At 67.3% G+C, this 25,887-nt stretch carries 23 protein-coding genes; 12 read left to right on the forward strand and 11 right to left on the reverse strand.

Annotation, left to right across the window (positions count from 1 at the left end):
- Nucleotides 1-122: 122 nt before the first annotated feature.
- Together lolB and QEP15_RS21805 are read right to left on the reverse strand one after the other, a co-directional pair.
- Nucleotides 123-725: a lipoprotein insertase outer membrane protein LolB gene (gene lolB, locus QEP15_RS21800; RefSeq protein ID WP_152382587.1), complete on the reverse strand. Its 603-nt coding sequence runs from the start codon at nucleotides 723-725 to the stop codon at nucleotides 123-125.
- Entirely contained in the window at nucleotides 722-2,608 is a 1,887-nt protein-coding gene (locus QEP15_RS21805; protein WP_062840009.1) for a tetratricopeptide repeat protein, read from the reverse strand. Before QEP15_RS21805 ends, lolB begins: the two co-directional genes overlap by 4 nt.
- Between QEP15_RS21805 and mutM the strand changes: the two genes are divergently transcribed.
- The 4 genes from mutM (at nucleotide 2,607) to QEP15_RS21825 (ending at nucleotide 6,526) form a co-directional block, all read left to right on the forward strand.
- Nucleotides 2,607-3,434, forward strand: coding sequence for a bifunctional DNA-formamidopyrimidine glycosylase/DNA-(apurinic or apyrimidinic site) lyase (mutM, locus tag QEP15_RS21810; protein WP_062840008.1), 828 nt, complete (start codon nucleotides 2,607-2,609; stop codon nucleotides 3,432-3,434). The two genes, QEP15_RS21805 and mutM, sit on opposite strands and share 2 nt — an antisense overlap.
- Nucleotides 3,435-3,574: 140 nt before the next feature.
- Complete coding sequence (locus QEP15_RS21815) at nucleotides 3,575-4,528, forward strand: MBL fold metallo-hydrolase (RefSeq protein WP_175156080.1); 954 nt, start codon at nucleotides 3,575-3,577, stop codon at nucleotides 4,526-4,528.
- A 100-nt stretch (nucleotides 4,529-4,628) separates the two neighbouring features.
- Entirely contained in the window at nucleotides 4,629-6,308 is a 1,680-nt protein-coding gene (locus QEP15_RS21820; RefSeq protein WP_175156081.1) for an FAD-dependent oxidoreductase, read from the forward strand.
- Between the two features lie 17 nt (nucleotides 6,309-6,325).
- Entirely contained in the window at nucleotides 6,326-6,526 is a 201-nt protein-coding gene (locus QEP15_RS21825; protein WP_416372790.1) for a DUF2783 domain-containing protein, read from the forward strand.
- 41 nt (nucleotides 6,527-6,567) lie between these two features.
- Here QEP15_RS21825 and QEP15_RS21830 read toward each other — a convergent pair whose 3' ends face one another.
- Nucleotides 6,568-7,476, reverse strand: a complete 909-nt coding sequence (locus tag QEP15_RS21830) for a LysR family transcriptional regulator (protein WP_062840005.1) — start codon at nucleotides 7,474-7,476, stop codon at nucleotides 6,568-6,570.
- A gap of 166 nt (nucleotides 7,477-7,642) precedes the next feature.
- Between QEP15_RS21830 and hmgA the strand changes: the two genes are divergently transcribed.
- Together hmgA and fahA are read left to right on the forward strand one after the other, a co-directional pair.
- Nucleotides 7,643-8,941, forward strand: a complete 1,299-nt coding sequence (gene hmgA, locus QEP15_RS21835; protein ID WP_056325347.1) for a homogentisate 1,2-dioxygenase — start codon at nucleotides 7,643-7,645, stop codon at nucleotides 8,939-8,941.
- Nucleotides 8,942-9,077: 136 nt separating this feature from the next.
- Complete coding sequence (gene fahA, locus QEP15_RS21840; protein ID WP_056325344.1) at nucleotides 9,078-10,394, forward strand: fumarylacetoacetase; 1,317 nt, start codon at nucleotides 9,078-9,080, stop codon at nucleotides 10,392-10,394.
- 22 nt (nucleotides 10,395-10,416) lie between these two features.
- Here the strand turns inward: fahA and QEP15_RS21845 are convergent, their stop codons facing one another.
- From QEP15_RS21845 to QEP15_RS21855, 3 genes are all read right to left on the reverse strand, one after another.
- Nucleotides 10,417-11,376, reverse strand: a complete 960-nt coding sequence (locus tag QEP15_RS21845; protein ID WP_425285990.1) for an acyltransferase — start codon at nucleotides 11,374-11,376, stop codon at nucleotides 10,417-10,419.
- 150 nt (nucleotides 11,377-11,526) lie between these two features.
- The gene (locus tag QEP15_RS21850; protein ID WP_280148053.1) at nucleotides 11,527-13,422 is read right to left on the reverse strand and encodes an LTA synthase family protein; all 1,896 of its coding nucleotides are present in this window, start codon (nucleotides 13,420-13,422) and stop codon (nucleotides 11,527-11,529) included.
- A 200-nt stretch (nucleotides 13,423-13,622) separates the two neighbouring features.
- Nucleotides 13,623-14,351, reverse strand: coding sequence for a FadR/GntR family transcriptional regulator (locus tag QEP15_RS21855; protein WP_056325338.1), 729 nt, complete (start codon nucleotides 14,349-14,351; stop codon nucleotides 13,623-13,625).
- Nucleotides 14,352-14,480: 129 nt separating this feature from the next.
- On the opposite strand from QEP15_RS21855, the gene QEP15_RS21860 reads away from it, so the two are divergent.
- The 5 genes from QEP15_RS21860 to QEP15_RS21880 all read left to right on the forward strand — a co-directional run bounded on the left by QEP15_RS21860 (nucleotide 14,481) and on the right by QEP15_RS21880 (nucleotide 19,142).
- Nucleotides 14,481-15,320, forward strand: coding sequence for an NAD-dependent epimerase/dehydratase family protein (locus QEP15_RS21860; protein WP_280148054.1), 840 nt, complete (start codon nucleotides 14,481-14,483; stop codon nucleotides 15,318-15,320).
- Nucleotides 15,321-15,328: 8 nt separating this feature from the next.
- On the forward strand, nucleotides 15,329-16,207 hold the full coding sequence (locus QEP15_RS21865; protein ID WP_253857541.1) for an SMP-30/gluconolactonase/LRE family protein: 879 nt from the start codon (nucleotides 15,329-15,331) through the stop codon (nucleotides 16,205-16,207).
- A 112-nt stretch (nucleotides 16,208-16,319) separates the two neighbouring features.
- A complete protein-coding gene (locus QEP15_RS21870; protein WP_280148055.1) occupies nucleotides 16,320-17,297 on the forward strand; it encodes a TRAP transporter substrate-binding protein in 978 nt (325 codons plus the stop codon).
- Nucleotides 17,298-17,304: 7 nt separating this feature from the next.
- Nucleotides 17,305-17,868: a TRAP transporter small permease gene (locus tag QEP15_RS21875; protein WP_082586360.1), complete on the forward strand. Its 564-nt coding sequence runs from the start codon at nucleotides 17,305-17,307 to the stop codon at nucleotides 17,866-17,868.
- Complete coding sequence (locus QEP15_RS21880; RefSeq protein WP_056325325.1) at nucleotides 17,859-19,142, forward strand: TRAP transporter large permease; 1,284 nt, start codon at nucleotides 17,859-17,861, stop codon at nucleotides 19,140-19,142. The genes QEP15_RS21875 and QEP15_RS21880 overlap by 10 nt, the downstream gene beginning before the upstream one ends.
- On the opposite strand, the gene QEP15_RS21885 is transcribed toward QEP15_RS21880, so the two are convergent.
- From QEP15_RS21885 to QEP15_RS21905, 5 genes are all read right to left on the reverse strand, one after another.
- Nucleotides 19,135-19,881: a phosphatase PAP2 family protein gene (locus QEP15_RS21885; protein WP_082586359.1), complete on the reverse strand. Its 747-nt coding sequence runs from the start codon at nucleotides 19,879-19,881 to the stop codon at nucleotides 19,135-19,137. The two genes, QEP15_RS21880 and QEP15_RS21885, sit on opposite strands and share 8 nt — an antisense overlap.
- 62 nt (nucleotides 19,882-19,943) lie before the next feature.
- Nucleotides 19,944-21,284: a sensor histidine kinase gene (locus QEP15_RS21890; RefSeq protein ID WP_280148056.1), complete on the reverse strand. Its 1,341-nt coding sequence runs from the start codon at nucleotides 21,282-21,284 to the stop codon at nucleotides 19,944-19,946.
- Entirely contained in the window at nucleotides 21,281-21,994 is a 714-nt protein-coding gene (locus tag QEP15_RS21895; protein WP_142053178.1) for a response regulator transcription factor, read from the reverse strand. Before QEP15_RS21895 ends, QEP15_RS21890 begins: the two co-directional genes overlap by 4 nt.
- A gap of 20 nt (nucleotides 21,995-22,014) precedes the next feature.
- Nucleotides 22,015-23,430, reverse strand: coding sequence for an FAD-binding oxidoreductase (locus QEP15_RS21900; RefSeq protein ID WP_152382596.1), 1,416 nt, complete (start codon nucleotides 23,428-23,430; stop codon nucleotides 22,015-22,017).
- Between the two features lie 112 nt (nucleotides 23,431-23,542).
- Nucleotides 23,543-24,175, reverse strand: a complete 633-nt coding sequence (locus QEP15_RS21905; RefSeq protein WP_152382597.1) for a BPTD_3102 family carboxylase-like protein — start codon at nucleotides 24,173-24,175, stop codon at nucleotides 23,543-23,545.
- Nucleotides 24,176-24,490: 315 nt separating this feature from the next.
- Here QEP15_RS21905 and QEP15_RS21910 point away from each other — a divergent pair, with 315 nt between their 5' ends.
- Entirely contained in the window at nucleotides 24,491-25,882 is a 1,392-nt protein-coding gene (locus QEP15_RS21910) for a phosphomannomutase/phosphoglucomutase (RefSeq protein ID WP_253857534.1), read from the forward strand.
- Nucleotides 25,883-25,887 lie beyond the last annotated feature (5 nt).

The following is a 25,887-nucleotide window of genomic DNA, read 5'->3' on the forward strand; positions in this document are numbered from 1 at the left end:
AAGCGGTAACACGCCCCGTTTTGCGGCGCTTATTCGCTTGATTGGAAATCTAGCAATGTGATAAGGGTTAACCCGTGTTCGATGACGCCGGATGCACCGTGCGGCCGTAAAGCCGCACGGGATCAGGATTGATTGACGACCAGCCGGACGAGGATCCGGCGGCCCGGCTCCAGGCGCTCCAGCACGAGAAGCTGGGGCCCTTTTTCGTCGTAGCGGGAGAGGTTGGCGCGCCAGCCGCCCTGCTCGAAGGCGATGGGGCGGCCCAATTCGTCGCGCTTGACGTCAGAGGCCTGCGGATCTGCCGCCAGCTTGCCGCGCAGCCAGTCGCGCAAGCCCGACACGGGCATGCTGCTGCCCAGGGCGTCCTCGGCGAGCGCATCGGGGTTGTCGGCGACCAGGCGGGTGCCGTCGGCCTTGGTGAGGCTGGCAGCGCCGGGGCGGCCTTCCACGCGGGCTTCGGTCGACCCCAGCGGGTTGGTCAGGTCCAGCACATAGCGGCGCCCATCGTCGGACCACGAGAAGCCGCCCTGCACGGCATTCTGCTTGCCGCCTTCTTCGTTGACGGTGATGGCAAAGCGGCCAATGCGCGAGAACGCGTCGTCGCCGGCCCCTTCGATGGGCTTGGGCAAGGACGTGCAGGCAGCAAGCGTGAAGGCAAGCAGCGCCAGCGCCACCCAGCGCAGGCCGGACGCCGCGCCGCGAAATCCTGCAAAGACTGCCGTCACAGATTGACCCCCAGGCGCTTCACGACGTCCTGGACCGTCTTGTTCTTGGGATCCTTCTGCAAGGCGGCGCGCAGCAGGTCCGTGGCCTGATCGCGCTTGCCCTGCGCCCAAAGGACCTCGGCCAGATGGGCCGCGATGTCGGCTTCGGGACGCACACTATAGGCGCGGCGCAGGTAGTCCGCCGCCGCAATGGTGTCGCCCATGCGGAACTTGACCCAGCCCATGCTATCGAGGATGAACGGATCGTTGGGCGAGAGCTCCAGCGCCTGCGTGATGAGATCGAGGGCTTCGGGCAGGCGCTGGTTGTGGTCGGCCAGCGTGTAGCCCAGCGCGTTGTACGCGTGGGCATGGTCCGGATCCAGGGCGATGACCTGGCGCAGCATGCGCTCCAGGTCGGCCAGACGGTTCTGGCGTTCGTACAGCATCGCCAGTTCGTATTTGATCTCAACCGTGTCCGGCAGCGCCTGGTCCGCGGCTTCCAGGGCAGTGACCGCCTGACCGATGCGGTCGGCATCGCGCAGGATCTGCGCCTTGGTCAGCGAACCCAGGGCGCGTTCTTCTTCGTCCTGCGGGCCGGCCGAGTCGATCATGGCCAGCGCGTCGTCCACGCGGCCGCTCTTGGCGCGCAGCGCGGCCTGGCGCATGCGCACGGAATAGCGCAGCGTGGGGTCGTCGATACGGCCGAGTTCGGCGATGGCTTCGTCGTAGCGGCCCTGGTCTTCGGCGATGCGCGCGAGCAGCACGTGCGCATCGGCGGCAGCCGCTCCGGCGTCGGTGGCGCCGGGCACCGTGGCTCGCTGGCGCTGGTTCTGGACGTCCAGATACTGCTGCAGCAGGGTCTTGGCCTGCGCGAGTTGTCCGGACTTGTAGGCCAGTTGGGCCTGCATGAAGAGCAGGTCGAAATCCTCGGGCGAACGACGCGACATGGCCTGAAGCTCGGCCAGGGCGGCGTCGTAGTCGCCGCTGTCGGCCAGCTGGCCGGCCAGCATCAGGCGGACCTTGCGCGCGCCGGGATTGCGGTTGATGAAGGCGCGGGCCTCGGTCTGAGCGCGCTTGGGATCGACCTTGGAGCCGTACTCCAGCACGCGCTGGGCGGCGCCTTCGGATTTGGGGTCGGCGGCCAGCGCGGCGCGAGATTCCTGGGCGGCGCGCTCGTAGTCGCCGGCGGCGGAAGCCACGTCGGCCAGCGCAAGGTGCGCGGCGGGCAGCTTGCGCACGCTGTCGCTCAGGGATTCGTCCAGGATGCGCAGTGCAAGGCGGCGGTCGTTCAGGCGGCTGAGCACGGCAAGCGCCTGGCCGATGGCGGCCGGCTTGTCGCGCGAGGAATCGATGCGTTTGCGCAGCGCTTGGGCCAGGCCCTTGGTCTGGCCATTGGCGGCGGCCAGCGCCAGTTCGGTGGAGCTGGCTTCGATGTCGTTGGGGGCCAGACGGGCCCAGACGCGGGCGGCATCCAGCGCTCCGGGCAGATTGCCCCCGGCAAGCTGGAACTCGAGGCCGCGGCGAGCAAGGCGGGGATCGCCGGTGTCGCGGGCCAGACCGACCATGGTGGTGGCGGCGGTGCCGTACATGCCCCGCTGGGCGGCGATCTCGGAAGCCAGTACGCGGTAGAAGATATCGCCGGTCAGCGACACATAAGGCAGTTGACCTGGGCGCAGGCGGATGACTTCGGTTTCAGGCTGGCGGTTCTGGGGAGCCATCCGTGGACCCGTCGCGTCACGCGTCCGGCCGTCGGCGGCCTGGGCCGGCGGGGCCATGATTGCTGCCAGCGCAAGCCCCAACGCGGCGATCCCGATATTCATTTGTTTAAAAGACGACTTCACGCGGCCCGTCCGGTTGATGGCACAATCTTCGTACACGCAATTGATGATCTTACACTGGCTCATGCCGGAACTGCCTGAAGTCGAAACCACGCGCCGAGGAATCGACGCCATCATCACCGGCCAGACGCTATCGCGACTGGTCGTTCACGAACCCCGCATGCGTTGGCCCATCCCGCCGGAGCTGCCGTCCCTGATCGGCGGACGCACCGTGCTGGAATGCGCGCGGCGCGGCAAGTACCTGCTCCTGCGCTTCGAACATGGCACCCAGATCGTGCATCTGGGCATGTCGGGCTCCCTGCGCAGCGTGGCACCCGGTGAATTCCTGCGCAAGCACGACCATGTCGAATGGATCTTCGACGGCGCCGTCCTGCGCCTGCACGACCCGCGCCGATTCGGCGCCGTGCTGTGGCACGACGACGCCGACGGCCCCCTCGAAGCCCACCCGCTGCTGGCCAAGCTGGGCATCGAACCCTTCGACCCGCGCTTTGACGGCGCCTGGCTGCACCGGCACTTCAAGAACCACGGCGCCGCCGTCAAGCAGGTGCTGCTGGCCGGCATGGCGGTCGTGGGGGTGGGCAACATCTACGCGTCGGAAAGCCTCTTTCGCGCGCGCATCAACCCGAAGACCCCGGCCAACAAGCTGTCGCTGGCCCGCTGCGAGCGCCTGGCCGACATGGTGCGGGCCACGCTGGCAGACGCCCTCACCTCCGGCGGCAGCACCCTGCGCGACTACGTGGGCGCCAGCGGCGAACCGGGCGCCTACTTCGAGATCCACGCGGCCGTGTACGAGCGCGAAGGGCTGCCCTGCCGGGTCTGCGGCACGCCGATCCGCCGCTTTGTCCAGGGCCAGCGCGCCACCTACTACTGCCCAAAATGCCAACGGAACTGATGGGCGGCGTGACGACGCGCCTGGCGAAAACGCCGTTACAACTCGGGAATTCGTTTATAGCAAACGTATTGCACGAAAACTAACGCAGGACTATATTTCCTTCCACACACCCTATTCCTAGAAAAGTGGAAGGAGCCTCCATGAGCAAGCAATTCGCCTCGCACGCGGACATGGACGACAAGGTCGTCTCGTTCGAAAAGCTGTCCGACAACGCCTATGCCTACACGGCCGAAGGCGACCCCAACACGGGCGTGATCATCGGCGACGAGGCCGTCATGGTGATCGACACCCAAGCCACGCCGGTGATGGCCGAAGACGTGATCCGCCGCATCCGCGAGGTGACGGACAAGCCCATCAAGTACATCCTGCTGTCGCACTATCACGCCGTGCGCGTGTTCGGCGCCTCGGCCTACAACGCCCAGGAAATCCTGGCCAGCCGCGATACCTACGACCTGATCGCCGAACGCGGCGAGCAGGACAAGGCCAGCGAGATCGGCCGTTTTCCGCGCCTGTTCCGCAACGCCGAGTCGATTCCGCCGGGCCTGGTCTGGCCGACCATGACGTTCAAGGGCGAGATGACGGTCAACCTGGGCAACCTGGAAGTCAAGCTGCTGCAGGTCGGCCGCGGCCACACCAAGGGCGACACCATTGCCTGGCTGCCCGAACAGAAGATCCTGTTCGCCGGCGACCTGGTCGAATACCAGTCCACGCCCTACTGCGGCGACGCCTACTTCCGCGATTGGCCCACCACGCTGGACGCGCTGGCGGGCTTTGAAGCCGAAAAGATGGTCCCGGGCCGCGGCCCCGCCCTCAAGAACGCCACCGAAGTGCGCCAGGGCCTGGCCGGCACGCGCGCCTTCCTGACGGACCTGTACGGCGCCGTGAACCGCGGCGTGGCCGAAGGCAAGGACCTGAAGACGATCTACCGCGAGGTCTACGACTTCATGAAGCCGCGCTACAGCGACTGGGTGATCTTCGACCACTGCATGCCGTTCGACGTGTCGCGCGCCTACGACGAAGCCACGGGCCACACGCACCCGCGCATCTGGACCGACAAGCGCGACCTGGAAATGTGGGCGCAGCTGGAAGGCTGATCCCCCCACCCTGCCTCGACAAGCAAGAACCGGACACGCGCGACCCCTTGCGGCGCAGCGTGTCCGCATAACTAGAAAATGACCCACACAGGAGACAACCGTGGGAGACATCGACTTTCAGGCGATGGAGTTCGCCTATGAAAAGCACGCGGACCAGACGGCGGCCAGCCTGGCGCGCCATCAGGTCGTGGTGGTGGGCGCCGGCCCCGTCGGCCTGACCACGGCGCTGGACCTGGCGCGTCAAGGCGTGCACGTGGTGGTGCTGGACGACGACTACCGGCTGTCCACCGGATCGCGCGCCATCTGCTTTTCCAAGCGCACGCTGGAAATCTGGGACCGCCTGGGCGTGGGCCAGCGCATGATCGACAAGGGCGTGTCGTGGAACGTGGGTAAGGTGTTTTTCCGCGAGCAGGAAGTGTGGCGTTTTGACCTGCTGCCCGAGCCCGGCCACCGGCGTCCGGCGTTCATCAACCTGCAGCAGTACTACGCCGAAGGCTATCTGTACGAAGCGGCCCGCCAGCAGCCCAACATCGAGCTGCGCTGGAAGAACAAGGTCGCCGGCGTCATGCAAGGCGACGATGGCGTGACGCTGACCGTGGAAACGCCGGAAGGCCCGTACTCGCTGCATGCCGATTGGCTGATCGCCTGCGACGGCGCGCGCTCGCCCGTGCGCAAGCTCATCGGCCAGGAAAGCCACGGCCGCATCTTCCGCGACCGGTTCCTGATTGCCGACGTCAAGATGACGGCGGATTTCCCGTCCGAGCGCTGGTTCTGGTTCGACCCGCCCTTTCACCCCAACCAATCCGTGCTGCTGCACCGGCAGCCCGACAATGTCTGGCGCATCGACTTCCAGCTGGGCTGGAATGCGGACCCCGTCGAAGCCGTCAAGCCGGAGAACGTGCTGCCCCGCATCCGGGCGCTGCTCGGGCCGGACGCGCAGTTCGACCTGGAATGGGTCAGCGTCTACACCTTTGCGTGCGAACGCATGGACAAGTTCCGCCACGGCCGCATCGTCTTCGCGGGCGACGCCGCGCATCGCGTGTCGCCGTTCGGCGCGCGCGGCGCCAACAGCGGCGTGCAGGACGCCGAGAACCTGGCCTGGAAGCTCAAGCTGGTGCTGGCGGGGCTTGCGCCCGACACGCTGATCGACACCTACAGCGCCGAACGCGAGTTCGCCGCCGACGAAAATATCCTGAACTCGTCGCGCGCCACCGACTTCATCACGCCCAAGAGCGAGATCAGCCGGAGCTTCCGCAATGCGGTGCTGAATCTGGCCAAGGACCATCCGTTCGCGCGGTCCCTGGTGAACAGCGGCCGCCTGTCGCTGCCGGCCACCTACGCCGGATCGCCGCTGAACACGCCGGACGCCGACGCCTTCACCGGCCGCATGGTGCCGGGCGCGGTGGCGCTGGATGCGCCGGTGCAATTGCAGGGCGAACCGGGCTGGTGGTTGTCGCAGCTGGATGGCGAGTTTGTGCTGGCGATGTTCTGCGGCGCCACGCTGCCCGCCCGCGAGACGCTGGCCGCGTTGCAGGCGTTGCGCATGGCGCCGGTGCCCGTCAAGGCCGTGCTGGTGGCCGATGCGCAGTGCGACGTGACCGCGCTACCCGCCGAGGTGGCGGTGGTGCGGGACAGCGAAGGCTGCCTGGCCAAGCGCTACGACGCGCAGGCGGGCACCGCCTACCTGATCCGCCCCGATCAGCACATCGCCGCGCGCTGGCGCGCCTTCGAACCCGACGCCGTCGCCGCCGCCGTTCATCGCGCGACGGGCCGCGCGTGATTTCTGAGGTTATCCCCATGCTTATCACCGACACCAACCTCGCCGCGCCGGACGACTTCTACGAAGCGCTGATCGACGCCCACCGCGACCTGTCCAACGAGCAGAGCCAGGAGCTGAATGCGGCGCTGATCCTGCTCTTGGCGAACCACCTGGGCGATCTGACTCTGCTGAAGGAAGCCTTGCATCACGCACGCGCTTCCGTGACGCAGACGGCCTGAGAGGCCGGCCCCGCCATCACGGCGCGGCGCCACGCGGGCCGCTAGGAACCGACCGCGAAGGTGTTGACGATCAGGGCGCGCAGCCACTGATTGCCGCCGTCGCGGTCCACCCGGCGCTGCCAGTACATGTTGGTTTGCAGCGCCGGCACCTTGAGCGGCGGCGTCATGAAGCGCAAGCCAAACGGCGCAGCGGCGCTGGCCGCCAGCTTTTCCGGCACGGTCGCCAAGAGGTCGGTGGCGCTGACGATGTAGGGCACCGCGGAAAAATGCGGCACGCTGAAATGCTCGGCCAGATCCACCCCCGCCCGCTCCATCGACTGGTTGACCTGCCCATAGGGCGCCGCGCGCGACACGATGAGGTGACGCTCTGCGCGGAACGCCTTGATCCCCATGCCCGCATGCGCGGTGGGATGCGCCTGGCGAAAGAGCGTGGCGTAGCCCTGGCGAAACAGCATCCGCTGCAGCGTGCCCGCCCCCATTTCATCGAACGCCCCGATCGCGAGGTCCACCCGGCCCGACTCCATCTCGCGCGGCAGGTCCGGACCCAGCACGCGCACGGAGTCGATCCGGACCTGCGGCGCCTTCTGGACACAGACCTCCATGAGGCGCGGCATGAAGTGGATTTCGCCGACGTCCGTCATGGCCACGCGAAAGCGCCGGTTGCTGGTGGCCGCATCGAACACGTCCTGGTCCTGCAACGCCTGCGACAGCAGGCCCAGCGCTTCGCTGACGGGTCCGGCCAGCCGCTGGGCCCGGGGCGTGGGCAGCATGCCCTGCGCCGTGCGCACAAAGAGTTCGTCGCCGAACGCCGTGCGCAGGCGCCGCAGGGCATTGCTGACCGCCGGCTGCGACAGATCCATGCGCCGCGCCACCGCCGACAGGTTGCGATCTTCGAGCAGGTGTTGAAACAGCAGCAACAGGTTCAGGTCGACGTCGCGCAACTCGGCCATCGGGGCCCCCTACTATTCACAAAATTTATAGTCGCTATTTTTGCATTCCCGTAGCCGCAACAGGGATTTTTTCCGACAATGGCACATCGGCTGGGGCAACGCCCGCGCCGGCCACCACACCAAGCCGCGCGGCCAAGCACCGCGCCCGCCGCCCCAGGAGGATTCCATGGAACTGCAATACCAGACCGGCTTCGGCAACGATTGCGCCACCGAGGCCTTGCCCGGCGCCCTGCCCATCGGCCGCAATTCGCCGCAGCAATGTCCCTACGGCCTGTACGCCGAGCAGCTTTCCGGCACGGCCTTCACCGCGCCCCGCGCCGAGAACCGCCGCTCATGGCTGTACCGGATCCGTCCGGGCGCGCAGCACAAGCCCTTTGAAGCCTTCGACGGCGCCACCGGTTGGTTGAGCACGTTCGGCCACGGCCCCGTCACGCCGAACCAGCTGCGCTGGAGCCCGATGCCGATTCCTGACGCGCCCACGGATTTCCTGGAAGGCGTAAAGACGTGGGGCGGCAATGGCGGCCCCGACGAACAGGGCGGCGTGGGCATCCATCTGTACGCGGCCAACCGCTCGATGCAGGGCCGTTATTTCTACAACGCCGACGGCGAGCTGCTGCTGGTGCCGCAACAGGGCCGTCTGCGCCTGGCCACCGAACTGGGGCTGATCGACCTGGAACCGCTGGAGATTGCCGTCATTCCGCGCGGCGTGCGGTTCCGCGTGGAGCTGCTGGACGGCACGGCGCGCGGCTACATGCTCGAGAACTTTGGCGCGGCGCTGCGTCTGCCGGAACTGGGGCCGATCGGCTCGAACTGTCTGGCCAACGCGCGCGACTTCAAGACGCCCGTGGCCTGGTACGAAGACGTGGACGGCGACTTTGAACTGATCGCCAAGTTCACCGGCGGCTTCTGGCGCGCCTCGATCGACCACTCGCCGCTGAACGTGGTGGCCTGGCATGGCACGCACGCCCCCTACAAATACGACCTGCGCAACTTCAACACCGTCGGCTCGATCAGCTTCGACCATCCGGATCCGTCGATCTTCACGGTGCTGACGGCGCCGTCGGACACCCCGGGCACGGCCAACATGGACTTCGCGATCTTCCCGCCGCGCATCCTGGCCATGGAGAACACGTTCCGTCCGCCCTGGTTCCACCGCAACATCGCCAGCGAATTCATGGGCCTGATCCAGGGCGTGTACGACGCCAAGGCCGATGGCTTCGCGCCGGGCGGCGCCAGCCTGCACAACTGCATGAGCGGCCACGGCCCCGATGCCGAGACCTTCGAGAAGGCCTCGCATGCGGACACCAGCAAGGCGCATTACATCCGCGACACGATGGCGTTCATGTTCGAGACCCGCCGCGTGATCCGCCCGACGGAGCAGGCGCTGGCGTCGGTAGAATTGCAGGGCGATTACTACCGGTGCTGGCAGGGCATCGCAAAGCACTTCGATCCCAAGAAGGCGTGACGCGCCCGCGTCAGCCTTCATTGCCGGCGGCGATGCGCGAAGAGCGCATCGCCGTTTGGCGTTTCATGCATCCGGCGCGCGGCAGGCCCGTGCGCCCGGCCGGCTCCCATAACCACACTGACCGAGACACGCAGCCATGACCACCATCAACGAAACCCACGACCCGTCCTTGAAGAGCTGGGTCGCCAGCGCCAATTCGGACACGTCGGATTTCCCCGTGCAGAACCTGCCCTACGGCGCTTTCCGCCGCAAGGGCACGCAAGAATCCTTCCGGCCCGGCGTGGCCATCGGCGACCAGATCCTGGACCTGGCCGCGCTGGCCGGCAAGCAGCCGTTCGAAGGCCTGGCCGCTGAAGCCCTGGCCGCCTGCGCCACCGACAGCCTGAATGCGTTGATGGCCCTGGGCCAATCGCACTGGAGCGCGCTGCGCCTGGCCCTGTCGCGCGCGCTGCGCGAAGGCGCCGCCCTGCGCGCCACCGTGGAGCCGCTGCTGGTCGCGCAGGCCGACGCCGAATACACCACGCCCGCCCGCATCGGCGACTACACCGACTTCTATATCTCGGTGCATCACGCCACCGCCGTGGGCAAGCAGTTCCGCCCCGACAATCCCCTGCTGCCGAACTACAAGTGGGTGCCCATCGGCTATCACGGCCGCGCCTCCAGCATCGGCGTGAATCAGAAATTCCCGCGTCCCGTCGGCCAGACCCGCCCCGCCAACGAAGGCGAAACGCCGCAGTTCGGCCCCTGCGCGCGCCTGGACTATGAACTGGAACTGGGGATTTTCGTGGGCACGGGCAACGCCCAGGGTGAACGCATCGAACTGGCCGATGCCGATTCGCACGTGTTCGGCCTGTGCATCCTGAACGACTGGTCGGCGCGCGACATCCAGGCTTGGGAATACCAGCCGCTCGGCCCCTTCCTGTCCAAGAACTTCGCGTCCACGATCTCGCCGTGGATCGTCACGATGGAAGCGCTGGAGCCGTTCCGCACGCAATGGAACCGCGGCGCGGGCGAACCCCAGCCGATGCCGTACCTGTCGTCGGACGCCAACCGCGCCAAGGGCGCCTATGACGTGCAGATGCAAGTGCTGATGACCACCGAGCAATCCCGCGCCGCAAGCACGCCGCCGGTGCAGCTGTCCAGCAGCAACTTCCGCGATGCGTACTGGAACGTGGCGCAGCTCATCACGCATCACACGGTCAATGGCTGCAATCTGCAACCGGGCGACATGCTGGGCACCGGCACGCTGTCCGGCCCGCGCCCGGCGGAAGCAGGTTCGCTGCTGGAATTGAGCAATGGCGGCAAGGCGCCAATCGAACTGCCGTGGGGCGAGAAGCGCACGTTCCTGCAGGACGGTGACCAGATCATCATCCGCGCCGAATGCGTGAAGGCGGGTTATCCGCGCATCGGCTTCGGGGAATGCTCGGGCATCGTGCTGCCCGCGCGCGTCTAAGGCTGCGCCCGCCGCAAACCCGCTAGCTAGAGGAAGGGTTTGCGGCGGCCGGCGATCCGGGGGCCGGCCGTCCGGCGGCAGGCGATCCTGGCCGCGCGACCAGCGCCTCGATCTCGTCGTCCTTGGCCTGCCACTGCTGGCCGAGCCATTGGTGGAACGTGGTGCGAAACGCCTTGTCGCGCGAGTAATCGGCTTCGCAGAAGGCCGGCGGCACCGGCAATTGCCGCATCCGCACCACCACCTGCCCTGCGCGTCCGCAGGCAAAATCCCAGAAGCTGGGCACGCCGTCCGGATAGGCGATGGTCGCGTCGATCATCGAACGGAACCGCGCGCCCATCGCATTCAACGACACCGCCAGCCCGCCCGCCTTGGGCTTGAGCAGATGGCGGTACGGGGAACCCTGCGCCGCGCTCTTGGCTGGGCTGAAACGCGTGCCTTCGGCAAATACCATCACGCTGGTGGGCACCAGCGAAAACTTGGCGCAGGCGCGGCGCGCGGCTTCCTGGTCCTGGCGCCCCAGATCCGGGTTCTTGCGCAGGGCCGTCTTGCCGTGCCGTTTCATGAAGGGAAAGTCCAGCGCCCACCACGCCAGTCCGATGACGGGAACGTAGATGAGCTGCTGCTTGAGGAAGAACTTGAGCAGCGGGATGCGCCGGTTAAGCGCGTACTGCAGCACAAAGATGTCGACCCACGACTGATGGTTGCAATTGACCAGATACCAGTCCGCATAGCGCAGGCCCTGATTGCCCTGGATATCCCAGGCTTGGGGCTGAATGCGCATGAACCAGCCCGTATTGCACGATACCCACGCCGTGGCGATGCCGTTGAGAATGGGATCGATGCGCCGCCTGACCGCGGCAAACGGCAACGCCAGCTTCAGCAGCGAGACCGGGAACAGCAGCAGGCACCAGAACAGTGTGTTGACGGCCAGCCAGAGGGTGCTGAGCACGCCGGTTATCCACGCCAGCCGGCCGCGCGGCACGGGGATGGCCAGGCGGCGCCGCGGTTGCGGCGCCGCGGGTTGGGCGTGCGAAAGCGCCGGGGATGCGGCGCGGGAGGCTCCCGTGGAGGGGTTCGGCGTTGTCATGGCCGCCAGTGTGCTATCGGCCCGCGGAATGAGGCTTGAGTAGGATCAAGGCAGGCGGTACTTCTCTTCGCGGTATGCCCAGCTTGCCCACAGCGCGTGCGCCAGCGCCTCCTCGGTCAAGGCCGGGTCCGCAGGCTCGACCGGCGCGTACGTTTCATCCTGCCCCACCGGCGCCGCCTTGTAGCTGAACTGCCGGGGCGCCTTGGCGGGCTCCAGCACCAGCAGCTGATCGCCCTTCAGATAACCGAAGTTGTCCGCGTACTGCATCATCGCGCGGTCGGGATCGCGCTGCGTCAGGTCCACGCCCAGCATGGGATTCACATTGTCCAGGCCGATCAACGACAGCAGCGTCGGGGCCATGTCGATCTGGCTGACCAGGCGATCGTCCTGCCGCGGCGCGATGCCCGCGCCCAGGATCAGCGCGGGGATCTGAAAATGCCGCACCGGCACGGGAATGGACCCGTACACGCGCGAATCGTGGTCGGCAATGACGAGGAAAACCGTGTTGTCCCAATACGGCGCCTTGCGCGCCTTCTCAAAGAACTGGCCCAGCGCCCAGTCTGCATAGCGCACCGTGTTGTCCACCGTGGCCGGATCGCCCACGGGCTGGATGCGCCCGGACGGATATTCCCAGGGCGAATGGTTGGTCACCGAGAACGCCAGCGTGAACACCGGCTTGTCGCCATCGGCGCGCAGCAGGCGGTCGACCTGATTGAACATGTCTTCGTCCGAGGCGCCCCACGATCCTTCGAACACGGGGTCGACGAACTTGGGCCGGTCCACGATCTCGTCAAAGCCGTTGCCCAGGAAGAAGGCGCGCATGTTGTCGAAGTGGGACTCGCCGCCGTACACGAAGCGCGAGTGATAGCCATGCTTGCCCAGCAACTGCGCCAGCGTGAAAAAGCCTGTCTGCGAACGCGGCAGCTTGACCACGGCGTCGGCCACGCTGGGCAAGAAGCCCGCCGTCACGGCTTCGATGCCGCGCACCGAGCGCGTGCCGGTGGCGTAGGCGCGGTGGAACATCCAGCCTTCCTTGCCCAACCGGTCGATGTTCGGGGTGAGGTCGCGCCCGCCCAGGCTGCCGACGTATTGCGCGCCCAGGCTTTCCTGCAGGATGATCACCACGTTCAGCGGCTTGTCCCGCCGCACGGTCGCCTTCTGTTCATGCAGGCTGGGCAGCTTGGGGTCCATGGGCGCGCCGGTCATGCCGGCCTTCTCGCGCACGATGGCGTTCATCTCGTCCACGGCCATCTTGGGATACATCGCGGCCGACGAGCGCTCGTCCCGCATGCGGTACGCCGCATCGAACACGCTGTAGAGCGAATTGAGCGCCAGCGCATTCACCATGGCGTCCGAGCTGAACGCCACCTTGGCCGGATTGATGGGGCGGTGTTCCAGCGTGCCGCGCGCGCCCAGGAACACCAGCGCCAGAATCACGAAGGACGCGATGGGCCGCTTCCACCACGCCATGAAGGAATCGCGCGAGCGCGTCGGGAAGAACTTGACCGCCAGCCACGCCGCAAGGACCAGCACCACGAACGCGGCAAGCAGCACGCCCTTGTAGCCCTGCCACAGCATCGAGCCCACTTCCTTCGGATTGAGCAGGTAGATGAAGTAGAGGCGGTTGGGCCGCGTGTCGTATTCGGCAATGAACTGCGGGGTCGATACCTCCAGCAGCACGTACAGCATCCACCAGACGCGGAACCACCAGGCGGTGATGCGCACGGCAAGCGGCCGGTGACCGAACCACGGCGAAAACACCGCCGGCAGCGCGATCACCATCGACAAGAGGCACACGTCGATGCGCAGTCCGCCAAAGAGAAGCGGGCCGAGGCCTCCGGCCGCTTCGACGCGGTCCCACATCCAGAAGGCCAGCCCCAAGCGCGACAGCGTCAGGAGCGCCAGGATGGCAACGATGAATCGAAGAGTCAGGCGACGCATGCCAGCCCCTCACGCGCGTGGGGCAATGCCTGCCCCCATGAAGAATGCGTACTGCCGTGTGTGCCGCGCAAAACCATGCCGTTTCGATGATCAAAAAAATAACCGCGCCAAGAGTAACGCGGTTTTGGATTTATCGATGGCGGCCCGTGATGTTCAAACGTTGTACGACATCGCACTTGCAGCAAGCAAGGCCACGAGCGCTACTGCGCCCGGCGCAGGCGCTCGCGGCTGTTGCTCAGGTGCGTGCGCATGGCCGCCCGCGCGGCTTCCGGGTCCTGCCGCGTGATCGCGCTGTAGATGTCTTCGTGCTCGAGGTTCACGCGCGCCAGATAGGCCGCGCGGTCTTCGTGGGCAAACTTGGCCGAGTTGATGCGGGTGCGGGGAATGATGGCGGACCCCAGATGCGCCATGAGGTCCGCGAAGTAGCGATTGTCGGTGGACTGGGCCACCAGCAGATGGAACTGGAAATCCGGCGTGATGGTGTCGCCGCCGCTGTCCAGCGCCAGCTTGAAGGCATCGAGCGCCCGCCGCATCGCCTGCAACTGGTCTTCGCTGCGGCGGATGGCCGCCAGGCCCGCGGCCTCACTTTCCAGGCAGATACGCAGTTCCAGCAGGACCAGCACGTCGCGCACGGTGGCGATGTCAGCCGGGTCCACGCGGAAATCGCCGCCCCCGCTCGGTTCCAGCGCATACGTGCCCACACCGTGATGCGTTTCAACAAGGCCCGAGGCCTGCAACCGCGACAGCGCCTCGCGCACGACCGTGCGGCTGACGCCGAACTGACGCATGATGGCCGATTCGGTGGGAAGCTTGTCGCCGGGACGGATTTCGCCGCTGCGGATGCGTTCGGAAATGTTCTCGACCAGGCCTTGCGCCAGGTTGCGGGGACGACGCTGCGGCAGGACAGGGGTATCGACAGGAGCGTTCATCAGGGATTATCCGAAGACGGTTGCGCAGCGCTTGACGCTGGAAAATGGCGATCATTATACTTCTCGACAGTTGTACGATAACGTACCAGACAAGTCCACTCCACCGCGCCATTCACAGAGCGTTGCGTCATGAGCCGAGCTGTCAACAACATGCCTGCATCTTCCCGGTGTCATCGTTTGTTATTGACCGGCGCCGCCGGCAACCTGGGTCTGGTTCTGCGTCCCCGATTGAAAGCCCATGCGGACATTCTGCGCGTGTCGGACGTGGCCGCCATGGCGCCCGCGCAGCCGGGCGAGGAAGTCGTCCCCTGCAACCTGGCCGACGCCGCCGCCGTGTCGGAACTGGTGCGCGGCGTGGACGCCATCGTGCATCTGGGCGGCGTCTCGGTGGAACGCCCGTTCGAGGAAATTCTTCCCGCCAACATCCAGGGCGTCTACAACGTCTACGAAGCCGCCCGCCTGCATGGCGTGCAGCGCGTGGTGTTCGCCAGTTCCAACCACGTCATCGGCTTCTACGAGCAGGGCCAGACGCTGGACGCGGACGTGCCCCTGCGGCCCGACGGCTATTACGGCCTGAGCAAGGCCTATGGCGAAAACCTCTCCCGCTTCTATTTCGACCGCTACGGCATCCAGACCGTGTGCCTGCGCATCGGTTCGTCGTTTCCCGAACCCAAGGACCGGCGCATGCTGGTCACCTGGCTCAGCCATGACGACCTGACCGACCTCGTCGTCCGCGCCCTGTTCACGCCGGACGTCGGCCACCTCATCGTGTATGGCGCATCGGCCAACCGCGACAGCTGGTGGGACAACAGCGGCGCGGCGGTGCTGGGCTTTGCGCCCAGGGATTCGTCGGAACCCTTCCGCGCGAAGGTCGAAGCGCAGCCCGCGCTGGCCGCGGACGACCCCGCCGCGCGGTATCAGGGTGGCGCTTTCGTCAAGGCCGGCCCCTTCCCTTTCCCGAACGCCTGAAGCCTCCCATGTCCACCACCGCCGAACGTCTGGGAACTGTGTTGTGCGGCGTCGGAGAAAGCCCAATCTGGCGCCGGGCCGACCAGGCGTTCTACTGGACCGACATTCCCGGCAAGACCCTTTGGCGCTGGACGCCGGAGACCGGCGCATTCGCGCAGTGGGCGCTGCCGCAGATGGCGGGCAGCATCGCCATGCGGGGGGACGGCTGGCTGCTGGCGATGGAAGATGGTTTTTATGCTTGCGACGCACTGCGTGAAGACCAGGCCTGCGCTGCGCGCCCGCTCGCATCCGTTGCCCATGCCGCGCCCGGCATGCGGTTCAACGACGGCCGCTGCGACCGGCAAGGCCGGTTTCTGGCGGGCACCATGGTCATGGACATGGCCCTGGCCTCGCCCGCCGGCGCGCTGTACCGGCATGACGCGCGCGGCGTGACCGTCCTGCTCGACGGCCTGATCGTGCCCAATGGACTGGCGTTCAGCCCGCAGGGCCGGACGATGTACCTGTCCGATTCGCACCCCTCGCGCGCCACTGTGTGGGTGTTCGACTACGACACCGAGACGGGTGTGCCGGCCAACCGCCGCGTCTTCATTGACGCCCTGCCCGCCGGCCGTCCCGACGGCGCCGCGGTGGACGCGGCGGGCTGCTACTGGATTTGCGGCAACGACGCCGGCAAGGTATATCGCTACACCCCCGACGGCCGGCTGGACCGCACCCTGAACGTGCCCGCCGCCAAGGTCGCCATGTGCGCCTTCGGCGGCTCCCGCATGGACACGCTTTTCGTGACGTCGATCCGCCCGGGCAATGCCGCGCCCGGCGCGCTGGACGGCGCCGTATTCGCCCTGCACCCCGGCGTGCAGGGCCTGGAGGAAACCGCCAGCGCCGGTTAGCACCCGACGGGCGCGCCCCTTTGCGCCCACCCCGAGCAGGTCAGTGCATATCAAAGAGCTTCGGGGCCGTCCCGGTCCTCAACGAAACGCCGTACCCCATCCGGAGGTAGACATGCTGCACCCTCACCTGAGCCGCGCCGTTCTGGCCGCGGCCGCCTTGCTGACGCTGATTCCCGCCACTCACGCCGCCGAGCTGCGCTCCGCGGACATCCATCCCGACGACTACCCCACTGTGCAGGCCGTGCGCCACTTCGGCGATCTGGTCAAGCAACGGACCAACGGCCGCATCACCGTGAAGGTGTTCTCTGGCGGCGCGCTTGGCAACGAAGACGATTCGATCGAACAGGTGAAACTGGGCGCGCTGGCCATGGCCCGCGTGTCGAGCGCGGCGATGCACAACATCTGCCAGACCACCCGCGTGCCGTCGCTGCCGTTCCTGTTCCGTTCCAAGGAGCATCTGCACAAGGTGCTGGACAGCGAGATCGGCGATCAGATCCTGCGCTCGTGCGAGGGAGCCGGCTTTGTGGGCCTGGCCTGGTACGACAGCGGTTCGCGCTCGATGTACACGACCAAGAAGCCGATCAAGACGCTGGCCGACGCCAAGGGCCTGAAGATCCGCGTGCAGCAGTCGGACCTGTCCGTGGCGATGGTCGAGGCGATGGGAGGCAACGCCACGCCGATGCCGATGGGCGAGGTGTACACGTCGCTCAAGACCGGGCTGGTCGATGCGGCCGAGAACAACTTCCCCAGCTACGAAAGCGCGCATCACTACGAGGTCGCCAAGTTCTATTCGCTGACCGAGCACACGATGACGCCCGAGATCCTGATCTTCTCCAGGCGTCAGTGGGACAAGCTGCCGCCCGACGACCAGAAGATCCTGCGCGAAGCGGCGCGCGAATCGGTGCCTTACATGCGCAAGCTGTGGGACGAGCGCGAGCAGAAGTCGCGCGCGGTGGTCGAGCAGGCGGGCTCGCAGATCTCGCAGGTCGACAAGCCCTCGTTCCAGGGCGCGATGAAGCCGGTGTACGAACGCTTCGTCACCACGCCTGAAATGAAGGACCTGGTCGCCAAGATCCAGGCCGTGCAGTGAGGACATCATGTTGGCCACACCCACGAATGAACCAGATGTCGCCGCGGGGGGCCGGGAAGAAGCCCTGGCTGCCCCGCTGGATGCCTACTCCCGCGCCTGCGCCCGATTGGCGCGGATCTGCATGTGGACGAGCGTATTCGGGCTGATCTGCCTGATCGTCGCCGTCTCGCTGCAGATCTTCGGCCGCCACGTGCTGAACAGCACGCCGACCTGGGCGGAAAGCCTGGCGCTCCTGCTGGTGCTGTACGTCACCATGCTGGGCGCGGCGGTTGGCGTGCGCGACGCCGGGCACATCGGCTTCGAGTCCCTGCTCGACGCCCTGCCCGCCGCCGGGCAACGGCGGCTGCGCATCTTCATCCATCTGCTCGTCCTGCTGTTCGGCGTGCTGATGGCCTGGAACTGCGGCGTGCTGGCCGAATCCGTCGCGGCCTACAAGATTCCCAACCTGGGCATCTCCAACGCGTGGAAGTACGTTCCTGCAACCCTGTCGGGCACCTTGATCGCGCTCTTTTCCGTCGAGCACATCATCGCGATCCTGCGCAACCAGAAGGTGGTACCGGCATGGCGCTGACACTGCTGTCCTTCACCTTCATGGGGTTCCTCGTGATCGGCGTGCCGGTGGCCTTCGCCATCGGCCTGTCGTCCATCACGGCCATCATGTACGAAGACCTGCCGCTGGCAGTGGCCTTCCAGCAGATGACCTCGGGCATGAACGCGTTTTCGTTCCTGGCCATCCCCTTCTTCATCTTCACCGGCGAACTGATGCTGTACGGCGGCATTGCCGACCGCATCGTGGCGTTCGCCAAGTCGCTGGTAGGCCATGTGCGCGGCGGCCTGGGCATGTCCAACGTGGTGGCCTGCACGCTGTTCGGCGGGGTGTCGGGATCGCCCGTGGCGGACGTGTCGGCGATGGGGTCGGTGATGATCCCGATGATGAAGCGCGAGGGCTACCACGCCGACTACGCGGTAAACGTCACGACCCACGCGGCGCTGGTGGGCGCGCTGATGCCGACCAGCCACAACATCATCATCTACACGTTGGCCGCGGGCGGCAAGGTGTCCATCGCGGCGCTGATCGCGGCAGGCGTCGTGCCCGCCCTGATCCTGACCGCGTGCAACCTTGCGGCCGCCTACTTCGTGGCGCGCAGCCGGGGCTATCCGGCAGGCACCTTCCCGGGCTGGCACATCGTTTTCCGCTCGCTGGTGGCCGCGGCGCCGGGGCTGTTCGTGGTGGTGCTGATCATCGCGGGCATCCTGAGCGGCGTCTTCACCGCGACGGAATCCGCGGCGGTGGCGGTGCTGTATGCGCTGGCGCTGACGATCTTCGTCTACCGCTCGCTGACGTGGGATCAGTTCGTCCGCGCGGCCAGCAAGGCGGTGAAGACCACGGGCGTGGTGCTGCTGCTGATCGGCATCTCCGCCACGTTCGGCTACCTGATCAGCTTCTATGGCGTGGCCGAAAAGACCGGGCAGCTGATGGCGTCGATTTCGACGGAGCCGTGGGCCATCTTCCTGATGGTCAACATCATCCTGTTCGTGCTGGGCACGTTCCTGGACATGGCCGCCACCATCCTGATCTGCACGCCGATCTTCCTGCCGATCTGCATGCAGTACGGCATGGGGCCCGTGCAGTTCGGGATGGTGCTGCTGCTGAATTGCGCGCTGGGGCTGAACACGCCGCCGGTGGGCACCACGCAGTTCGTGGGATGCGCCATCGGCGGGGTATCGGTGGGAACTGTGATGCGCACCATCTGGCCGTTCTACGGCGCGTTGCTGGCCGCGCTGGCGCTGGTGACCTACGTGCCGGCGTTCTCGCTGTGGCTGCCGGGCGTGCTGCTCAACTGACGCGCGGCGCGCGGGACGGGCCGTGCGCGGTCCGTCCCACGATCACCGGATAGAAGAAGATGGCGGCCAGCAGCCACATCAGGGCGGCGGACCACAGCGTCTGGCTGAGAAAATGCGCGCCCTGCAGGATGCGCACGACGGAAAAGCCCACGCCCGCCGCCACCCCGATCGCCAGCCCGCTCCAGCGCCACGCAGGCCGGCCCAGCGCCCATCCCGCGAAGTACAGGCTGAGCAGCGCGTAGCCTGCGCCCGCATGGCCGCTGGGCAAGGCGCCGCCAGCGCGCGCACGCGCCCAGGTCCACCAGTGCACCGGATACGGCGTGTAGCCGCCCAGCGTCTCCAGATCGTAGGGACGCGGCAGCGTCGTGTGATGCTTGAGCTGATTGATGAGCACTTGCCCGGTCAGGCATGATGCCGCCACGGCGATCGCCGCGCCGCGCCAGCGGCGCCATGCCGGGATGCGGTAGCTGGCGGCGGCGATGCCGGCCGCGGCCAGGCCCACGCCGATCGGCAGGGCGAGCACGATGCGGTGCCCCAGCAACTCCAGCCACCGGCTGCCGTGCAGCGGAAAATCGTCGATCACCGGATCAAAGAGCGCACGCGCGATGTACATGTCCAGCCCCGACTCCTTGGCCCACCACGCCAGGCAGGCAAGCAGCAGCGTCACGGCCCCGACATGGGTGAGCAGGTAAAAGGCTCTCGTCGGCGCGTGCGGCGCCGGCAGTAATGGGGACGGCATGATCGGGATTCTCCGGACGGTTCGGGCCTGCGCACTTTACGCGGCCGACAGTCGAAAATTCGTCAAATTCGCGTGGTAGGCGCTGCCGTCTCGGCCTGCCGGAATCGCAACAGAAAGCGGGTGCCGCGCGCAGGCCCCTCTTGCGAGGACTCGACCGTGAGCGACCAGCCCTGCATGTCGCATACGCGCTTGGCGATCGCCAGTCCCAACCCGCGCGCCGCCTCGTGGCTGCCCGCCGCGCCCGAATCGCGCATGCGGCCGCTGAAATACCGGCGGAACAGGAATGGCAGGTCGCTGGCGGCGATGCCCTTGCCGTCGTCGCGCAGTTCCAGCCCGCCCTGCGCATCCAGCGACGCGGTCAGCGTGGCGGGCGCGGCGTGCTCGATGGCGTTGCGCACGAGGTTGCGCAGGACGGTCAGCAGGGCGTAGCGGTCCAGCGACAGCACCTGGCTGGCCGGAATCTGGTTATCGAAGCGCAGGTCTGCCAGCGCGGCTTGGGCGGCGTAGCCGCGCCAGGCGTCTTCCATGCAGGCGGCAATGTCGACGGGCTCCGGCTCGCGCAACTGGTCGCGCGCCATCGCGCGCGCGCTTTCCAGGCTGACGATCACGTGGTCCACGTTGTCGACCACGCGCGTCAGTCGCTGCTGCTGGTCCGGCGTCAGCGCCTGCGTCAGCAGCATGAGTTCGCTGTCGGACCGGATCGCCGCCAGCGGCGTACGCACTTCGTGGCTGAGATTGCCGGCGAACTCACGTTCGCGGGCGATCGACCGGTCGACCTGGCCCTGCACGCGGTTGAAGGCTTCGATGAGCCGCCCGGCCTCGTCGTCGCGCGTGACCGCCATGTCGGGAGAGCCGGGCGCCCATGTCGACAGCCGGTCTGTCAGGTCCAGCAGCGGCCCGACCGCGACTGCCGCCACGCGGCGCGACAGCGCATAGGCCAACACCACGCACAGCGCGCCCACGCCCAGCACGATCAGACCGAAGTCGTGCACCCGCTCTTCGTTATCGGTGGCGTCGTACAGCAGATACACCTTGCCGCGGTCGGTTTCGGCCACCATCACGTGCCACGTGTACGCGCCTGGTTCGATGAGGTGCAGCCCGTTTTCCAGCGAGAGCAGTTCGGGCGGCATGCCGACGGGCGGCTGGCCGTCCACGCTGAGCCACGCGCGCATGGATCCGCCCAGCTCGCGCGCGCCCCGGCGCGGCAGGAATTCGTCGCTGCTGCGCGCATGCTGGACCAGGCGATCCATTTCGGTGTTGAGGATGTCGTTGACCAGATCGTCCTCCATCTGGTCGAACGTCAGGTAGGCCAGCAGCGCAAGCGCCGTGACAAACAGCGCCACCGCGCCCGTCAGCGCCCAGACGACGCGCTGGGTCAAGGTGCCGGAGGCGGCGCGGCTCATGATGCGGCGCCGGGCAAAGCCAGGCGCCAACCCGTGCCGTGCACGGTCTCGATGCCGTCAAAGCCCGCGTCGGCCAGCGCGCGGCGCAAGAGGTGCACCTGGCTGCGCAGCGCATCGGACGAGGGAGGCTCGTTGCCCCACAACACGGATTCGAGTTCCTCGCGCGTGACCACGCGGCCCGGATCGCGCAGCAGCACTTCGATGATGAGACTTGCCTTGCGGGTCAGGTGGACCGGCACGCCGCTGACCGACACGACACGGCTGCGCGCGTCGAACTGAAGCGGGCCGAACGTGCGCTCGGCGTCCACCGTCGACCCTTTGGCGCGCTGGATCAGCGCCAGCAGCCGGGCCTCGACCTCGAGCAGCGCGAACGGCTTGGTCAGGTAGTCGTCGGCGCCGTGCGAAAAGCCCGCCAGCTTGTCTTCGAGACTGTCGCGCGCGGTCAGCATCAGCACCGGCACGGCCAGCCGCCGTTCCGTGCGCATGGCGTGCAGCACGGCGTTGCCGTCCATGCCGGGCAGGCCGATGTCCAGCAGCACGGCGTCAAAGCGTTGCGCCTGCAACTGCTGCAAGGCGGCGGGTCCGCTGTAGGCCACGTCGGGAAGAAAGCCGCGCGCCTCCAGGAAGCTGTACAGGTTGCCGGCGATGATATGGTCGTCCTCGACGATCAGCACCCGGTGATTCGCGCCCGCTGCGGGAGGGGTTGCCATGTTATGCGATCCTGGCCGCGTTACGTGGAAAGCACCTTGCCGGGGTTCATGAGCCCCTGCGGATCCAGCGCGCGCTTGATCCGGCGCATCAGCGCAAGTTCCACGGGATTCTTGTAGCGCGGCAGCTCGTCACGCTTGAGCTGGCCCACGCCGTGTTCGGCGCTGATGGAACCCTTGTGCGCGTGCACGCTGTCATGCACCACGCCGTAGATCTCGCCCTGCAACCCCAGCAGCTCGGCTTCGCTCTGGCCCGGCGCATGCGCCACGTTGTAGTGCAGGTTGCCGTCGCCCAGATGGCCGAAGATCACATGGCGCACGCCCGGAAAGCGCGCCTGCAGCAAGGCGTTGGTCTTGTGCACGAATCCGGCGATGGACGAGATGGGAATGGAGACGTCATGCTTGACCGACTTGCCAAGCTCCGCTTCGGCCAGCGGGATGCTTTCGCGCAGGTGCCACAGCGCCTTGCTCTGCGAGACGTTCGCGGCGATGGCCGCGTCGTTCACCAGGCCCGCCTCGATGGCCTCGCCCAGCACGGCCTCGAAACGCTCGCGGGCGTGGGTTTCGCTCTCGCTGTCGGACAGCTCCAGCAGGGCGAACCACGGCGAGGCCGCTGATTCGCCTTCGAAGGGCAGGCGCTGCTGCGGAAAGAGGCGCACCACGCCTTGCAGGCAGGCGCCGCTCATGAGTTCGAAACCGGTCAGCGAGGCGCCGAACCCAGCGCGGGCGCGCGACAGGACTTCCACGGCGTTATCGATGCTGTCCAGCGTCAGCAGCGCCGTGCAGGACGCGACCGGGCGCGGGTACAGCTTGAGGGTGGCAGCGGTGATGATGCCCAGCGTGCCTTCGCTGCCGATGTACAGGTCGCGAAGGTCGTAGCCGGTGTTGTCCTTGCGCAGGCCGCGCAGGCCGTCCCAGATCTCGCCTTCGGCGGTCACGACCTCCAGGCCCAGCGTGAGATCGCGCGTGTTGCCATAGCGCAGCACCTGCGTGCCGCCGGCGTTGGTGGCCAGGTTGCCGCCGATGGTGCAGCTGCCTTCGGCCGCCAGGCTCAGCGGGAACAGGCGGTTCGCGGCCGCCGCGGCCTCTTGCACGGCCTGCAGGATGCACCCGGCCTCCACGGTGATGGTGTCGTTGTCGGTGTCCAGCGCGCGCACGGCGGTGAGCCGGGCGGTGGACAGGACGATCGCGGTGCCGGAATCGTCCGGCGTGGCGCCGCCGCACAGGCCCGTGTTGCCGCCTTGCGGCACCACCGGCACGCCATGCTGGGCGCACACCTTGATGGCGGCCGCCACGTCGGCGGTAGAGCCGGGGCGGATCACCGCCAGCGCCGCGCCGCGATAGCGGCGGCGCCAATCCAGCACATAGGAATCCGCGTCCGCGCCCGTCAGCACGTGGGAGTCGCCCAGGAGGGCCTGTAGATCGCTCAGCAATGTCATGGATACCGCACTTGAAGTCGGCCCGGCCGCTGGGGCCGGGCGCAGTTCATCGGATGTGCGGACTATTGTAGGGGCTGGACGGCGCCCGCCGAAGCCCCGCTTAGCCGGGCGGTCAGCCGACCGCCTGATCCAGCCGCGTGCCCGTCATGCCCGAGCAGAAGGCGCGGGAGGCAATGCGCTCCATCAGGAAGGCGCGGTCCACGCCGGCGGGGCCGGGCAGTTCGGACAAGGCGCGATAGGCGCGGCGCAGGACCTCGCCGCGGGTGGCGCCGCAGACCATCAAATGGGTGCACGGCAGGCGGCGGTCGCCGCAACCGTCGATGCGCACTTCCAGCACGTGCGGCGCAATGGGATCGTGTTCGGCAAGCGGCATGTCGTGCCCGCGGGCCTGCGTCTGGGCGTCGATGACGCGGAAGACGCCGCTGCGGTCGTCCAGCGAAAACGACACGGTGCCGGCGGCCTGCCAGCCGCGGTCGCGCGCCACGCTGGCGGCCACCGTGCGCAACGCGCTTTCGATCGAGGCCGCCAGATGCGGCGCGGGGCACTCCGCGATGAGGACGCGCGCGTCGCGCCAGACGCTGCGTTCCCAGGCGCGGCCGGTGGCCAATTCGCCTGTCGCGGCGGCAGACACGTGGATATCAAGCCGGCGCTCGCGGCCCGCGGCCGGGCCGGCAAAGTCCGTGGGCGGTCCCCGCCTGCTTGTGGCGCCGCCCGATGACATGACTGTGGATACTTTGGCGCCCATGGCCCCTCCTGGTCTTTCTGCTTGCCCGGCAAGCGTATCACCTTCGGATGACGAGCAACTTTTGTGCCATGCGCGGCAGCCCGGGAGCGGGCCTTTGCGCCCGCCGCCGTGCACCGCAAACAGGCGGCGGCGCGCCGGGCGCCGCACCACGGCGGGGCAGGCGGCACCGGGTAAATGCCCTACTCCGCCCGAAGGATGAAGCCCCCCGCGCCGATGGGGGATAATCCAACTTTGACCCCTGCCATAGCGGCTTGGATGTGCGGGTTTACCATTACCCGGCAGCCGCCGCGCTGTCCCCCTCAACAAGGAACCGTCGTGGGCAACAATACACAATTTCCGGCCTCTGTTTTCAAGGCATATGACATTCGCGGCACCGTGCCGGACCTGATCGACGCAACCTTTGCCCGTTCGCTCGGCGTGGCGCTTGCCGCCCGCGCCCGCGAGCAGGGCGTGCAGACGCTGGTGGTCGGGCGCGACGGCCGCCTCAGCAGCGACATGCTGTCGCTGGCCCTGCAGGAAGGCATGCTGGAAGGCGGCGTCGATACGCTGGACATTGGCATGGTGCCCACGCCGCTCGTCTACTTTGCCGCGAACATCATGCAGACCGGCTCGGGAGTGGCCATTACCGGCAGCCACAATCCCCCCAAGTACAACGGATTCAAGATGATGATGGGCGGCCGCGCGCTGTTTGGCGACGACGTCCAGCAGCTGGCGCAGACCATGAACGGGCAAGCCCCGGCCCCCGCCCCTGAACCCGGCACGCGCCGCCAGCTCGATCTGGCGCAGACCTACATCGCACGCGTGGCCTCGGGCGTCAAACTGGCGCGTCCCATGAAGATCGCCATCGATTGCGGCAATGGCGTGGCCGGCGCAGTGGCGCCGCAGCTCTTTCGCGCGCTGGGCTGCGAGGTCGACGAACTGTTCTGCGACGTGGACGGCAACTTTCCCAACCATCACCCCGATCCGGCCGAACCCAAGAACCTGCAGGACCTGATCAAGCACGTCGCCGAGACCGACTGCGAACTCGGCCTGGCCTTCGACGGCGACGGCGACCGCCTGGGCGTGGTCACCAAATCCGGCCAGATCATCTGGCCCGACCGCCAGCTCGTCCTCTTTGCCCGCGACGTGCTCGAGCGCAATCCCGGCGCGACCATCATCTATGACGTCAAGTGCAGCCGCCACGTGGGCCTGTCGGTCGAGGCCGCCGGCGGCGCCGCGCTGATGTGGAAGACGGGACATTCGCTGGTCAAGGCCAAGCTGGCCGAGACCGGCGCGCCGCTGGCCGGCGAAATGAGCGGCCACATCTTCTTCAAGGAACGCTGGTACGGGTTTGACGACGGTCTGTACACCGGCGCCCGCCTGCTGGAAATCGTGTCGCGCGCAGCCGACGCCTGCGCCCCGCTGGAGGCCCTGCCGCAAGACGTGTCCACGCCGGAGCTCAAGCTGGAAATGGAAGAAGGCCAGCCGTTCACGCTGGTCAAGTCCTTGCAGGAGCAAGGCCAGTTTCCCAACGCCAAGCGCGTGATCACGATCGACGGCGTGCGTGCCGAGTACGCCGACGGCTTCGGTCTGGCGCGGCCGTCCAACACCACACCGGTCGTCGTGCTGCGATTCGAGGCGCAAAGCGAAGCGGCCCTCGCGCGCATCCAGGCCGACTTCCGCCGCGAACTGGGCAAGCTCGCCCCGAACGCCACACTGCCATTCTGATCCGC

It is taken from the genome of Achromobacter mucicolens (genome assembly GCF_029866465.1).
Lineage (GTDB): Bacteria > Pseudomonadota > Gammaproteobacteria > Burkholderiales > Burkholderiaceae_B > Achromobacter > Achromobacter mucicolens.

Bases quoted from the DNA above. Each gene is read 5' to 3' on its own strand.
- mutM (WP_062840008.1), top strand. From the start codon at position 2,607: ATGCCGGAACTGCCTGAAGTCGAAACCACGCGCCGAGGAATCGACGCC.
- QEP15_RS21805 (WP_062840009.1), bottom strand. From the start codon at position 2,608: ATGAGCCAGTGTAAGATCATCAATTGCGTGTACGAAGATTGTGCCATC.
- QEP15_RS21815 (WP_175156080.1), top strand. From the start codon at position 3,575: ATGAGCAAGCAATTCGCCTCGCACGCGGACATGGACGACAAGGTCGTC.
- QEP15_RS21825 (WP_416372790.1), top strand. From the start codon at position 6,326: ATGCTTATCACCGACACCAACCTCGCCGCGCCGGACGACTTCTACGAA.
- QEP15_RS21830 (WP_062840005.1), bottom strand. From the start codon at position 7,476: ATGGCCGAGTTGCGCGACGTCGACCTGAACCTGTTGCTGCTGTTTCAA.
- hmgA (WP_056325347.1), top strand. From the start codon at position 7,643: ATGGAACTGCAATACCAGACCGGCTTCGGCAACGATTGCGCCACCGAG.
- fahA (WP_056325344.1), top strand. From the start codon at position 9,078: ATGACCACCATCAACGAAACCCACGACCCGTCCTTGAAGAGCTGGGTC.
- QEP15_RS21850 (WP_280148053.1), bottom strand. From the start codon at position 13,422: ATGCGTCGCCTGACTCTTCGATTCATCGTTGCCATCCTGGCGCTCCTG.
- QEP15_RS21855 (WP_056325338.1), bottom strand. From the start codon at position 14,351: ATGAACGCTCCTGTCGATACCCCTGTCCTGCCGCAGCGTCGTCCCCGC.
- QEP15_RS21860 (WP_280148054.1), top strand. From the start codon at position 14,481: ATGAGCCGAGCTGTCAACAACATGCCTGCATCTTCCCGGTGTCATCGT.
- QEP15_RS21865 (WP_253857541.1), top strand. From the start codon at position 15,329: ATGTCCACCACCGCCGAACGTCTGGGAACTGTGTTGTGCGGCGTCGGA.
- QEP15_RS21870 (WP_280148055.1), top strand. From the start codon at position 16,320: ATGCTGCACCCTCACCTGAGCCGCGCCGTTCTGGCCGCGGCCGCCTTG.
- QEP15_RS21875 (WP_082586360.1), top strand. From the start codon at position 17,305: ATGTTGGCCACACCCACGAATGAACCAGATGTCGCCGCGGGGGGCCGG.
- QEP15_RS21880 (WP_056325325.1), top strand. From the start codon at position 17,859: ATGGCGCTGACACTGCTGTCCTTCACCTTCATGGGGTTCCTCGTGATC.
- QEP15_RS21885 (WP_082586359.1), bottom strand. From the start codon at position 19,881: ATGCCGTCCCCATTACTGCCGGCGCCGCACGCGCCGACGAGAGCCTTT.
- QEP15_RS21890 (WP_280148056.1), bottom strand. From the start codon at position 21,284: ATGAGCCGCGCCGCCTCCGGCACCTTGACCCAGCGCGTCGTCTGGGCG.
- QEP15_RS21895 (WP_142053178.1), bottom strand. From the start codon at position 21,994: ATGGCAACCCCTCCCGCAGCGGGCGCGAATCACCGGGTGCTGATCGTC.
- QEP15_RS21900 (WP_152382596.1), bottom strand. From the start codon at position 23,430: ATGACATTGCTGAGCGATCTACAGGCCCTCCTGGGCGACTCCCACGTG.
- QEP15_RS21905 (WP_152382597.1), bottom strand. From the start codon at position 24,175: ATGGGCGCCAAAGTATCCACAGTCATGTCATCGGGCGGCGCCACAAGC.